Annotated in this window: 9 protein-coding genes; 2 read left to right on the forward strand and 7 right to left on the reverse strand. The window is 59.5% G+C overall.

Going from position 1 to position 12558, the window contains the following annotated elements:
• Nucleotides 1–2: 2 nt before the first annotated feature.
• The 7 genes from C5748_RS02520 to C5748_RS02550 form a co-directional block, all read right to left on the reverse strand.
• The gene (locus C5748_RS02520) at nucleotides 3–1412 is read right to left on the reverse strand and encodes an aspartate aminotransferase family protein (protein WP_199194694.1); all 1410 of its coding nucleotides are present in this window, start codon (nucleotides 1410–1412) and stop codon (nucleotides 3–5) included.
• A 76-nt stretch (nucleotides 1413–1488) separates the two neighbouring features.
• Nucleotides 1489–2499 (reverse strand): NAD-dependent epimerase/dehydratase family protein, encoded by a 1011-nt coding sequence (locus C5748_RS02525; protein ID WP_105740372.1) that lies wholly within the window; start codon nucleotides 2497–2499, stop codon nucleotides 1489–1491.
• Nucleotides 2500–2541: 42 nt separating this feature from the next.
• On the reverse strand, nucleotides 2542–2970 hold the full coding sequence (locus tag C5748_RS02530) for an EamA family transporter (protein WP_105740373.1): 429 nt from the start codon (nucleotides 2968–2970) through the stop codon (nucleotides 2542–2544).
• A 159-nt stretch (nucleotides 2971–3129) separates the two neighbouring features.
• Entirely contained in the window at nucleotides 3130–4443 is a 1314-nt protein-coding gene (locus C5748_RS02535) for an FAD-binding oxidoreductase (RefSeq protein ID WP_105740374.1), read from the reverse strand.
• The gene (locus C5748_RS02540; RefSeq protein WP_105740375.1) at nucleotides 4443–5894 is read right to left on the reverse strand and encodes a UbiA family prenyltransferase; all 1452 of its coding nucleotides are present in this window, start codon (nucleotides 5892–5894) and stop codon (nucleotides 4443–4445) included. The genes C5748_RS02535 and C5748_RS02540 overlap by 1 nt, the downstream gene beginning before the upstream one ends.
• A gap of 373 nt (nucleotides 5895–6267) precedes the next feature.
• On the reverse strand, nucleotides 6268–6531 hold the full coding sequence (locus tag C5748_RS02545; RefSeq protein ID WP_105740376.1) for a hypothetical protein: 264 nt from the start codon (nucleotides 6529–6531) through the stop codon (nucleotides 6268–6270).
• A gap of 123 nt (nucleotides 6532–6654) precedes the next feature.
• A complete protein-coding gene (locus tag C5748_RS02550; protein WP_105740377.1) occupies nucleotides 6655–9141 on the reverse strand; it encodes a mechanosensitive ion channel family protein in 2487 nt (828 codons plus the stop codon).
• A gap of 248 nt (nucleotides 9142–9389) precedes the next feature.
• Here C5748_RS02550 and C5748_RS02555 point away from each other — a divergent pair, with 248 nt between their 5' ends.
• Together C5748_RS02555 and secD are read left to right on the forward strand one after the other, a co-directional pair.
• Nucleotides 9390–9842, forward strand: a complete 453-nt coding sequence (locus tag C5748_RS02555; RefSeq protein WP_105740378.1) for a hypothetical protein — start codon at nucleotides 9390–9392, stop codon at nucleotides 9840–9842.
• A 115-nt stretch (nucleotides 9843–9957) separates the two neighbouring features.
• Nucleotides 9958–12495, forward strand: coding sequence for a protein translocase subunit SecD (secD, locus tag C5748_RS02560; RefSeq protein ID WP_105740379.1), 2538 nt, complete (start codon nucleotides 9958–9960; stop codon nucleotides 12493–12495).
• Nucleotides 12496–12558: the final 63 nt, after the last annotated feature.

Raw genomic sequence — 12558 nt, forward strand, 5'->3', positions numbered from 1 at the left:
CCCTACTTTACCTGCGCCTTGACGAAATCCCTGACGATCCGGACGATACCGCGAGACAATACCTCGTCGAGCGCCGCAATGAACTGGTCGACATGCGCTCGCTCGCAGATCAGCGGCGGCTCCAGCCTGACCACATTGCGGTTGTATTCGGTGAAGGCCACCAGCACCGCATGGTCGCGCAGGAGATGGCTGCCGATGAAGCCCGGCAGCGAGCCTTTCAACTTGTCGTCCAGCATCGCCAGGACTGGCCGCAACACGACGGGTACGGACTTGGAAAAATCGTGGAACTCGAGGCCGATCATCAGCCCCTGCCCGCGCACATCCTTGATCAGCGACGGATATTTCTCCTGCAGCACCTTCAACCGCTCGACGAGATAGTCTCCGACCGCAGCGGAATTGTCGATCAGGTGCTCGTCATAAAGCACGTTCAGCGCTTCGATGGCCGTGATGCAGGCCTCGCCGATGCCGCCGAAGGTGGCCATGGCGTGGATCAGCGCCGTCTTCGGCGTTCCATAGGCCTTCATATAGACCTCGCGCCTGGCGATCATCGCCGCCATGGCGGCCTTGCCGCCGCCGAGCGATTTCGCCAGCGCCGTCACGTCAGGCACGACGCCATAATGCTCGAAAGCATAGAATTTGCCTGACCGGCCAAGCCCGCACTGCACCTCGTCGGCCACCCACAAGACGCCGTAACGGTCGCAGAGCGCCCGCAGATTCTGCCAGAATTCGGTCGGCGCGGTGATGATCCCCGCCCCGCCCTGGATGGTTTCAAGAACGATGACGCCGATCTCCGGATCGGATTTGAAGGCGTTCTCGATCGCCTCGATATCGCCGAAGGGCACGCGCACCGTATTGCCGCTCAGCGTGAACTCGCCGCGGTAGAGCTTGCCGTCGGTGACGTTGAGCACGCCCTTGGTCTTGCCGTGGAACGAGTTCTCGGCATAGACGACTTTCGGACGCTTCGGCCCGGCGGCACGTTCGGCCACCTTCAGCGCCGCCTCCATCGCCTCCGAACCGGACGAGCCGAAGAACACCATATCGAGATCGCCGGGGCTGCAGGCAGCGATATTATGCGCCAGCGCCGCCGCATATTGCGACATGAAGGCCATCGCGATCTCGTGGCGCTTTTCCTCCTGGAAAGCCTGACGCGCCGCGAGGATGCGCGGGTGGTTGTGACCGAAGGCGAGCGAGCCGAAACCGCCGAAGAAATCAAGGATCTTCCGGCCGTTCTGGTCGATATAATACATGCCTTCGGCACGCTCGATCTTGATCTTGTTGAAGCCCAGCAGCTTCATGAAATGCAACTGGCCGGGATTGATATGGGCGGAGAAAAGCTCCGTCATCCGCGGCAGATCCATCGATTTCGCCTGCTCGACGGTCAGCAGATCCGGCTTCGCCGTCCCCCCGCTCATTGGCACCGCCGCATGGATAATAGGCGCTTCTTTTTTCACAAATCCCACGGCCTTGGCCATCGTTCTTCCCCCGTTGCTATTCCGCTGCGAGCGGCACCATCTGCGCCACCGGCTTGCCGTCCATCTTGTTGCGATATTCCTTGTAGGCGGCGACCAGCATGTCCTCGTCGCGGAATTTCGGCTTCCATCCGAAAGCCGCGAACGCGCGTGAAGTGTCCCTCACGCAATATTCGTCGGCGATCAGATATTGCTCGGGATCCATCAACGGTTTGTTGATGGCATCGAGCATTGCCAAGGCGCCCTTGACCGCCCAGGCGGGCGTCGGCAGCAGGATCGATTTCGACCCGGCCTGCTTGATCAATCCCCCCAGCAGCGCGCGCACCGAAGGCGGGTTGGAGGAGCCGAGATTATAAGCATCGTTCGGCACGCCATGCTCCCAGGCGAGACGCGCGATCTCCGCACAATCATAGACGGAAATGAACTGGTACGGGTTCTTGCCCGAGCCGATCATCGGCACCGGCAGATTATGATCGATCAGCTTGAACAGCTTTTCCAGAATGCCGAGACGGCCCGGGCCGATGATCAGCCGCGGGCGCATGATCGAGATGTTCATGCCGCGCGTACGCCAATCGATGGCGAGCGCTTCGGTCGCAGCCTTGGACTTGCCATATTCGCCGAGCGGCGCGATCGGATGGTCCTCCGTCTGTGGCGAGACGACGGTATTGCCATAGACCATATCGGTGGTGAACTGCACCAGCTTCGACGTTCCCGCCCGGTCCATGGCGCTCATGATATGAGCGGCGCCGTGATAGTTCACCGGCCAGAAGAACTCGTGGCGCTTGGCGCGAACCTGGATCGGCGAGAGCATCTTGGCCGCCAGATTATAGACCATATCGTCAGGCTTGAGACCGACTGCGTTCACCTGCGCTTCGCTGGTCACGTCGCAATGGACGAACTTGGCCTTGCCATAGTGCGGCAGGTCGGTCTTGACGATATCGGCGACGACGACCTTTTCGCCTTGATTGACCAGATCGTTTGCCAGATAGCGGCCGACGAAACCGTCGCCGCCGAAAATGATATGTCGCATGTTTTTACCCGCTACCTTGGAATCAGGCCCCAATATCAGACCCTAGTATTTTGATTTTGAATCGATCTGCGCCGTCTCGCGAGATGCTGCCCCGCTTCCATGTCCGCTCTGTGCGATCAGCACCGTACCGACGCAGATGAAGGCGATCCCGGCGATCTTCAACGCACCGAGATCCTCCTTGAAGACCGCCCATGCAAAAACGGCGACCGCCACATAGGCGAGGCTGAGAAACGGATAAGCGAAGGAAAGATCGACCTTCGAAAGCACGTAGAGATGCGATGCCATCGAGATGACGAAGACGGTGAGCCCAGCGAACACCCATGGGTTGAACAGGATCTGGAAAATGCGCTGGATCGCAGTGTCGGCGCTGAAGCTGATGGGACCGAGCGTGATCATGCCGTATTTGAGCATGATCTGTGCCGCGGCGTTGGTCATCACCGTGAACAAAATGAAAGGAATGTATTTCGTCATCGTACCCTTGCCTTACCCGCCTTGGGCTGTTGATCGCCGCACGCTACGACCAGTGGCGGACCGTTACACCGAGCATGTTGAGAAGCCGCAAAGCACTTCCCTAAAATTCGAACCATCCGCAATTTTCGATTGCAATTGGTATTCTCATATATCTCCGGATCAAACCAGCGTCAGCGCCGTTCTCTGCCAGAAATTCGAGGAGAACGCCGGATCACGATGCTCTTCAAGCTTTTTCCACTGAGGAAATGACGCAGCGAAGGTCGCCGCCGGCATCCTCTGGTCCTTATAGGGATTGACCCGCCCGCCAGCCGCGATCGTCAAGCGATCGAGTTCCGACAAAAGCGCCAATGTTCCCGCCCCCTTATTGGGAAAATCGAGCGTCAGAGTATAGCCCGGCTGCGGAAATGACAAAAGCCCCGGCGAGCCGGTCGTCCCGAACCGTTTCAGCACGGTCAGGAAAGACACCTGGCCCGCCTTGCGCGTTGCTTCGAGCATGGCCGGGATCGTATCCGGCGCTTGTGCATAAGGGATGACGCTCTGGTGCTGGTAGAGCCCCGCCGGACCATAGAGCCGGTTCCAGTCGCGTACGCTGTCGAGCGGATAGAAAAATTGTTCATATCCCGAGAGATGCTGCCCCGCGCCCCTTCCCTTCAAGTTCAGGTATGCGGCATTGAAAAGCGTCAGGCTCGCCCGGTTCAGCGCCGAAAAAGGCAATTCGAACGGCACACGCAGCCGCGTCGGTCGGGCATCGACGTTGAAATTGCCGTTCCCCGCATGATTACCGGTCAGGAGCAGGCCACGCCCGGCGCGCCGTCCCCCGGCGATCTGGTCGATCCAGGCGACCGCATATTCGTTCTCCTCATCAGCCTTTTCGGCGAGCGCGAAGAATTGATCCAGATCGGCAAACCGCGTGATCCGTTCCTCGACATCGAGCGATGCGACACGCATCAGCCTGATCCGGGCCGTCACGATCAAGCCGGTCAGCCCCATTCCGCCGATAGTCGCTGCAAAAAGCGCCTGGTTCTTGAGCGGCGAACAACTGACCGTCCTTCCGTCCGAACGCGACAACGCGAATGAAACCACATGGCGGCCGAATGTGCCGCGCCGATGATGGTTCTTGCCGTGCACGTCATTGGCGATGGCGCCGCCCAGCGTGACGAAGCGCGTACCTGGCGTTACGGCTGGAAAATAACCATGCGGCGCGGCGAAGGCGATGATCTCGGCCAGAAGCACGCCGGCCTCGGCATCGAGAATGCCGCTTGCCGCATCGAACCCCAATATCCGAGCTTTCCGGCGCATCTCGACCAGCGATCCGCGATCATTGTGACAGCTGTCGCCATAGGATCGGCCATTGCCGAAGCCGAGGAAAGCGCCCGCACCGACCGGGCCGTTTTGCAGCGACCGCTCGGCATCAGCAAATGAAACCGCCCTTCGCGGCTTTCGCTCTATGCGGCCGAAGCTCTCGAACGACATCAGCGCATGCCCGCCGTCATCAGCATCACACCGCCAAGCAGGATCATCATGATGCTGCGCCAGTCGCTGAGGAGGAACACCACGGGATCGTCATGCATCTGGTCGCGATGCGCCAGTATCCATATACGCAGATTGATGTAGAGCACGATCGGGCAAAGCGGCCAAATCATCCAGGGATAGGCATAGAGCGTCCTGACGGAATCGCTGTCGATATAAAGCGCCAGAACCATGACCGCGCCGAATGCCGAGGCCACGCCGCTCTGGGCGATGACTTCGCGATCATGGCCGAGATAGCCCCTGCCGGCGAGTTTCTCGTTCTCCTCCGGCGGCGCGTTGCGCAACTCGACATAGCGCTTGACCAGTGCCAGCGACAGGAAGAAGAAGATCGAGAAAGACAGGAGCCAGAATGAGCCGGGCGTCGCGTTGGCGGCGGCGCCGGCGAGCAGCCGCACCGTGTAGAGCCCCGCCAGCACCAACACATCGATAAGCAGCATCCGCTTCAATGCCGCGGAATAGGCTGTCGTGACGAACAGATAAAGCGTCAGGACCAGCATATATTCGGTCGGCAGTAGGGCAGCGACGCCATAGGCGAGCGCCAGCAGTGCGCCGGACGCACAAACGCCAAACCACACTGGCAGTTCACCACTGGCGAACGGCCTCTTCTTCTTGCGGGCGTGGCGCCGGTCGAGTTGCAGGTCGAACAGATCGTTGACGATATAGATGGACGATGCGGCCGCACAGAAGGAGATGAAGGCGAGAAAGGTTCGCCCGAAGACATCGTGATAAAGAATGTCGTGGGCCAGGATGGCCGGGACGAAGACCAGCGTGTTCTTCATCCATTGATGGACGCGAAGCATTCTTAAATAGCTGGCGAACCGCACGCGCGGCGCGGCGAAGAACGCATCGCCATCACTGCCCGGATTATGCTTCCGTCGCCAGGCCCGCACGGCCCGGTCAGGCGCGACGACGATGGCTTTCCGTGCCTCGTCGAAAATGGCGATATCGGCACGTGAATTGCCGGCATAGTCGAACCCGTCCTCGCCGAAGGCCTCGACCAGCATCTTCAGCTTCGCTTTCGAGGCAAGATTCCGGTAGCGGTCCGTCGAATACACCGCATCGAAAATGCCGAGGTGCTTCGCAACCGCCTCGGCGAAGGGTGTGGCAGCGGCGGTTGCGAGAACCAGCCTGCGCCCCTCCGCATGTTCCTTCTTCAGGAATGCCAGAAATTCAGGCCGGTAGGGCAGTGTCGCGGCATCGACCGTGACGCGCTCGGCTATTTCATGTTTCAGCCGCGCCTTGCCCTGCAACGCCCATATCGGCAGCAGAAAGACAAACAGAAAGTTCTTTTTCAGAAGCAGGAAGATGCCTTCCCACAAAAGATCCGTGGCAATCAACGTGCCGTCGAGATCGACGGCCAAAGGTACGTTCTTATTGGTCTTGCGCGCAGCCATCGGTTTCCACCCCCTTACCCCCCAAAGGCATTTTGTCGTCCTAGAGCAAGTCCAGGAAATTGAGAACCGGTTTTCCCAACTGCTTTTCGTTCGAACTTATCTGCGAACAAGGAACGGAGCGGTTCTCGTTTCGATCAAAACTGAAACTCCTCTAGCAGGTGATAAGAAAACGATGGATGAACGTCAGGACGGATGCCCGGCCACACCTGCGCAACTATAAGATGGGGTAAACATGAACTTAAAAAAGCCGGGAGGAAAGCCCTGCCCGGCTCTTTGCAACGACCTATACCTTGATACGACTAACCAGACGATGGTCGGGTAAGATCGAGTGTCCACGTCTGCCCGACGAGATCCTTGCCGAACGAATGATGACCTAGTTGATCGTAGCCTGGCCGCCGGTGATCTCGATGGTTTCGCTTCCCGTCAACGCCTGACGGTCACCATTGGGGAAGGTGACGAAGCAGCCGGCAGGGCAGAAATCCACCGTTTCGCCTGGAGAGAGAACCAGATCGCTCTTGGTCGAACCCTCCGTGACGACGAGGGTGCGGGGTTCGCTGTCATTGTTGACAGCGCTGGCGGCGAATGCCGGCCCGGCCCCGATGGCGACAAGAAGAAATGCAATGGCATATCTGTTCATATCATTCCCGGTGTTGCCACCGCCCCTGTGTACGGCGTTATCGCCGCCTCGACCTATAGGGCATCTCTGCCCCGTTTCAGGCCCACTTATAAAGGTCGCAAGCTGAACGGCAACTGAACGCGGTCAGATTTTTATCCCGGCAATGCCGGCTTTGGCGGCCCCCGCCGTCACCTTTCCTTTCCCGCTGCCAGTGCCGACCTTTGGCTGGCTTTTCCGGGCGGCAATCGCATCGGCGATGGCTTCGATCTGCTCGACGCGCAAATTGATGTCGCGCTGCGGGAACGGAATCTCGATCCCTTCCTCGGCAAATTTTTCCACGATCAGGAAGCGCAATTCATTCTCTACCAGGACGATTGAAGATATGTCGGACAGGAACACCCGAAGTTCGAAATCGAGCGAAGAATCGCCAAATCCCTTGAAGGCGACGAAAGGTTCGGGGTTCTTGAGCACCTGCGGATGGGAGCGCCCGATATCCAGCAGCAACGCATGGACCTTGCGCGGATCGCTGCCATAGGCCGCGCCGATGGGTATATCGGCGCGGCCGAGCTTGTTGCGATGCGTCCAGTTGGCGACATTGTCATTGATCAGCGAGGAATTGGGAACGATGATCGACTGGCGCTGGAATGTTTCCACTTCCGTGGCGCGCACGCTGATCTTCTTGACGATACCGGCAACGCCGCCGGCCTCCACCCAGTCACCGACCTTGATGGGCCGCTCCACCAGAAGGATAAGACCCGAAACGAAGTTGGACACCACGTTCTGCAGGCCAAAACCGATGCCGAGCGAGAGACCTCCGGCAACCAGCGCCAGATTGGAGAGATTGATCCCGGCCGCCGATATGCCGACCAGCGCGGCAAGCGCCAGCCCGAGATAACCGACGACGGTGCGGATCGAATTGCGCACCCCCGAATCGACCCGCCCGCGCGCCATGACGCTACCATCGAGCCAGTTCTGAAACCAGCGCGTAATGAAATAACCGATGACGAACAACAGCAGGCCGGTGAAGATGCTGGTGAAGGAGATCGAGAAATTGCCGACTTGGAAGCCGGTCATCAACCGAAGGAACCATGTCTGCAACTCCGACCACTGGAACCCGAGTTGCAGAAGGATCAGAGGCACGCCGATCAGAAGAACGACGAAATTGGTGAGAATGCCCGCAACCAGGCCGAGCTGATCGAGCGATGTCTCATCCATGCCGAAACGCTGCTGCATGGCGCGCCCGACCGAGGTACTGCCGAAGGCCTGTTCGGCCGTGATGGCTCGCGCGGTGAGGAAGCCTAGATACATCGTCACCAGAAACGCGCCATTGACGACGATCTGCTGAGAAGCGAAGCGTGCCAGCCCGATATAGCCGAGCAGCGCGGCGACGATCGGAAACAGCCCCAGGCATATGAGGAAAACCCGCAACGCCTTGGGCCACGGTCGGACAGCCCCCGTTTCCTCCTGTTCAAGCGGCTTCACCCACGCAATGGCGATGATCAAAAGCCCCACCAGCACAGTGGCGAGCAGGCTTTTCGCCACGGTCAGCGATAATGGCGACGCCAGCACCTGGTTGACCGTATTGAGAAAATAATCGAGGCCGTTGATCAGTGCGGTCGTGGTGATGAGGTAGGTGAGCACCCGCGCCGGCTTCGGCGCGATATGCACCAGCCGCCAGTTCGGCATGTCCGAGCACAGCACCGCTTTTGCCAGCCTGTGGATGAAATAGACGATGACGATCACGCTGAATAGCGACGACAGCATCTTCGCGATGTCGGTGCGCAGGACATTGAAATAGTCGAGGAAGAAATAGGTTGTCCCGAGGAAAACGCCGACCGCCGCCGAGGGAATGAGTGTCGACCAGAAGGCGGCGGAAAGCCGGCTCAGATAGGACGGGGCCTCGACGGTGGGATCGCGCAGGAAAAGATCGCCCAGGAAACGCCTGGCGCCGAAATGCAGGACAAGCGCTGCGGCCAGGGCAAAGAACGCCGCCGCCAGGAAGGGTTTGAGCTTGAACGACAAGACGAACCGCCACCAGGACGAGATCCTCCGTCCAAGCTTTTGCGTCTCGTATCCTGCGGCGCCCACGACCTGGCTGCCCAGCGAATAATTGATGTCGACACGCTGCGAAAGCGTGCGCGTGAACAATTCGCGGCGCATCTCGCCGATCCGCTCGATCATCTGGTTGACGGTAACGGAACTATCCTCCGTCTCCCCGATCATGGCGTTGATCTGCGCCTTTTCACCGGTCAGCCGGTTGCGTTCGTCGGTGACGATCGCAGGCTCTGCAGGCTGTCCCTGGGCCGGTGCTGGACCGAGTTGCTCCAGCCGCGCGTTGATCTCCGTCAGCCGCGGCCTGAAAGCCAGACCAACGCCGAGCAGCTTCTTCGTCACACCCTCCATCTGCAGGCGCAGATCGGCCAGTTCCTCGTCGCTCGTCGAGGCTTTTGCCATCTGTCCGGACAGGTCGGCCGTCTGCTTCTTCAGCGAATCGATGATTGGACGTTGTTCCGCGATGATATTCTGCTGCGCGAAGCCATGGCTGACTGGCGCCAGAAACGCGAAAAATATCGCGAAAACAAACAGGAATTTCGAGAGTTTACCTGAAAATATCAATTTCGATCCGCCCATTTCGATCCGTTATCCGCCCTGAAGCGCTTCCCGGACCTCCATTCATAGAAAACCGTGCTACCGTTCACAAGTAAAACGGGGCACAATCATGACGTCGAAATGAATCGGAATTGCAAAATCTTTCCGCAAAACACCGCAAGCGACCGATATTTTCTTGTCCCGCGGCCCCTGGGTGGCTAATGAGAGATTGCGATTGGCGCGATTTTCGTGCAGACGGACCTTTACTGTCCGGATATCGCCGTGATGTCATGACATCCACGAAACTGCGGGAGTTGATCGAGGCAATGCATTTCACAAGCGACGCAGAACAGGAAAAGCGCGGAGTTGTGCCGCTTTTCGCCTGCGTCCTATGGATCGCCGCTATTCTCTTCGCTTTTCACTGGGCCGTTCCCGGCGAAAATGACGTCGATGACGTTCTTGCCATCGCCGCGGGAAATCAGGGTGATATGCGTTCGCCGGTTCCGGCAAGGGAACAATCGGCTCCTGCACAAAACCCGATGCGGGCGGCAGCGCTGGAAGCCTGGCATCTGAAGGCCACGCCGCTTCGCCACGACGGCGGACAGGATCCAGCCCTTTTGCCCGCTTCATACGAATTCGGCATATGGAATATTGGCGGCGCTATCCCAAGCCGGATCGCCGCGCCGTCAACCGGGATATTCGGCCGCGCCTTTGCTGCGCGTGCCCCGCCGGCTGCCGCCTGAGCCTTACTCGGCGCACGGAATTGTCCCTTTGAGGGGAACTTCATCTTAAGAAAACCGGCGCTCGCGAATATCCCAGCATAGGTTTCAGCGAGCCCAACTTTACCGGATCATAAAAATGCGCACTTCAAAATGGGTCGTCGCGACCTACAGCTTCGTCATTCTGATCGGCATCATCATAGCGCTGCCGAACCTGTTCACGCAGCAGCAATTGGCTTCCCTGCCGAGCTGGTTCCCGAAAAAGCAGGTCACGCTTGGTCTCGACCTGCGCGGCGGCTCATATCTCGTCCTCGAGGTCGATGCCGCGAGCCTCAAGAAGGACCGCCTGCGCTCGATACTCGATGACGCGCGCAGCAAGCTGCGTGCCGAGCGCATCCAGCCCCAGTCGATCCGTGTCGTTGGCGACGCGGTGGTGGTCAGCATTGCCGATGCCGATCAGCGTGCGCGCGCCGAAACGGCGCTGCGCGAGCTTGCCACTCCCATCGACGACCAGACGGGTTTCGGCGCAGCGACCAACGATATCGACGTCAGCGCCGCCGATAACCAGATCCGTCTCACCCTGACGGAGGCGGGCATGCAGTACCGCCTCAACAGCGCGCTCCAGCAGAGCCTCGAGATCATCCGCCAGCGTGTCGACCAGGTCGGTGTCGCCGAACCGTCGATCCAGCGCGTCGGCTCCGATCGCATCGTGGTTCAGCTTCCCGGCCTCCAGGACCCCGCACAGTTGCGCCAGCTCCTCGGCAGCACGGCGAAGATGAGCTTCCACATGCTTGCCGACGTCAATCCGAACGATGTGCCGCCTCCCGGCGTCACGATCATGCCGGATGCGAAGGACCCGAATATCAAATATCCGATCGAGGATCAGGTGGCGCTGAGCGGCGAAAGGCTGACGGATGCGCGCGCCGGCTTCGATTCACAAACCAACGAACCGATCGTCTCCTTCCGTTTCGACAGTCTCGGCGCGCGTCAGTTCGGCGATATCACCAGCCGCAATGTCGGCCGTCCATTCGCCATCGTCCTTGACGGCAAAGTGCTGAGCGCCCCCGTCATCCGCGAGCCGATCACCGGCGGTTCCGGCCAGATCAGCGGCAGCTTCACGGTCGAGGACACCGTCGTCCTGTCGGCTCTCCTGCGTGCCGGCGCCCTGCCCGCTCCGCTCACCGTCATCGAAGAGCGTACAGTCGGCCCCGACCTCGGCGCAGACGCTATCAAGATGGGCCTTTACACCGGTCTGATAGGCTTTGCCCTTGTGGCGGTGTTCATCATCGTCCTCTACGGCTACTGGGGTATGATCGCCAATCTGGCGCTTCTGCTCCACACGATCCTCACCTTCTCGGCCCTCAGCCTCATCGGTGCGACGCTGACGCTGCCGGGCATCGCCGGCATCATTCTCGGCATCGGTATTGCGGTCGACGCCAACGTCCTCATCAATGAACGTATCAAGGAGGAAACCCGCAAGGGGCTCAATGCCATGCCGGCCCTCGACAGGGGGTTCAAGAGCGCTTACGCCACCATCGTCGACGCCAATGTGACGACGCTCATCGCCACCGGCCTTCTCTTCCTGTTCGGCACCGGCCCTGTACGCGGCTTCGCCATCACCATGATGCTCGGCATTGCCATTTCGATGTTCGCCGACGTCAGCCTCGTGCGCATGATGATGGCCTGGGTCGTCCGTCGCTGGAAGCTGAAGAAGCTGGAAATCAAGCCGTTCATCCGGTTTGGACCCGAGGGTACGAACTTCCAGTTCATGCGGGCACGCTTTTTCGGCATCGGCGTTTCCATCGTACTCTCGATCGCATCGATCGTGCTCTTCATCACGCCTGGCCTCAATTACGGCATCGATTTCAAGGGCGGCATCCAGGTCGAGATCGATACGCCGCAACCGGCCGATCTCAGCCAGTTGCGCTCGACGCTCGGTGCTCTCGACCTCGGCGAAGTCGCGCTGCAGAATATCGGCGGCCCCAGCAGCGTCCTGATCCGCGTGCAGCGTCAGGACGGCGGCGAGAAAGCACAGACGGAGGCAGTCACCAAGGTCCGTGGTGCGGTTGAAAAGCTCATCCCCGGCGTCAAGATCGAACGCACGGAGGTCGTCGGCCCGAAAGTCAGCGGTGAACTGGCACGCTCCGGCATCCTCGCCGTAGCTCTCGCTGCAGTCGCGATGCTGTTCTACATCTGGTGGCGCTTCGAATGGTATTTCGCACTCGGCGCCATCGCTACGCTCATCCTCGATACCACCAAGATGATCGGCTTCTTCGCCTTGACCGGCCTCGACTTCAACCTGACGGCCATCGCCGCCCTCCTGACGATCATCGGCTATTCGGTGAACGACAAGGTGGTGGTCTATGACCGGATGCGCGAAAATCTCAGGCTCTATAAGTCCAAACCTCTGCGCGAGATCATCGACATGAGCATCAATCAGGTGCTGGCGCGTTGTATCTTCACCTCGCTGACCACCTTCCTTGCCATGCTGCCCATGGCGATCTGGGGTGGCAGCGCGGTCGAGAACTTCGCCGTTCCGATGATCTTCGGCATTGTGATTGCGACCAGCTCGTCGATCTACATCGCCGCTCCGATCCTTCTGTTGCTGGGCAACTGGTGGAAGCGTCGTCAGGCCGAACAGCAGAAAACCGAAGGCGCGATCACCCAGAACCGATGAAAAACCCGACGGCGCACCGGGAAATCGATCTTTCCGGATGCGCCATCGGCACTTCCAAATATA

This window comes from Phyllobacterium phragmitis (genome assembly GCF_002980495.1).
Classification (GTDB): Bacteria; Pseudomonadota; Alphaproteobacteria; order Rhizobiales; family Rhizobiaceae; genus Paramesorhizobium; species Paramesorhizobium phragmitis.

What these genes read in the sequence shown, in the direction of transcription:
- C5748_RS02550 (WP_105740377.1), bottom strand. Translation starts at nt 9,141, where the DNA reads ATGGGCGGATCGAAATTGATATTTTCAGGTAAACTCTCGAAATTCCTG.
- C5748_RS02555 (WP_105740378.1), top strand. Translation starts at nt 9,390, where the DNA reads ATGACATCCACGAAACTGCGGGAGTTGATCGAGGCAATGCATTTCACA.
- secD (WP_105740379.1), top strand. Translation starts at nt 9,958, where the DNA reads ATGCGCACTTCAAAATGGGTCGTCGCGACCTACAGCTTCGTCATTCTG.
- C5748_RS02525 (WP_105740372.1), bottom strand. Translation starts at nt 2,499, where the DNA reads ATGCGACATATCATTTTCGGCGGCGACGGTTTCGTCGGCCGCTATCTG.
- C5748_RS02530 (WP_105740373.1), bottom strand. Translation starts at nt 2,970, where the DNA reads ATGACGAAATACATTCCTTTCATTTTGTTCACGGTGATGACCAACGCC.
- C5748_RS02520 (WP_199194694.1), bottom strand. Translation starts at nt 1,412, where the DNA reads ATGAGCGGGGGGACGGCGAAGCCGGATCTGCTGACCGTCGAGCAGGCG.
- C5748_RS02545 (WP_105740376.1), bottom strand. Translation starts at nt 6,531, where the DNA reads ATGAACAGATATGCCATTGCATTTCTTCTTGTCGCCATCGGGGCCGGG.
- C5748_RS02535 (WP_105740374.1), bottom strand. Translation starts at nt 4,443, where the DNA reads ATGTCGTTCGAGAGCTTCGGCCGCATAGAGCGAAAGCCGCGAAGGGCG.
- C5748_RS02540 (WP_105740375.1), bottom strand. Translation starts at nt 5,894, where the DNA reads ATGGCTGCGCGCAAGACCAATAAGAACGTACCTTTGGCCGTCGATCTC.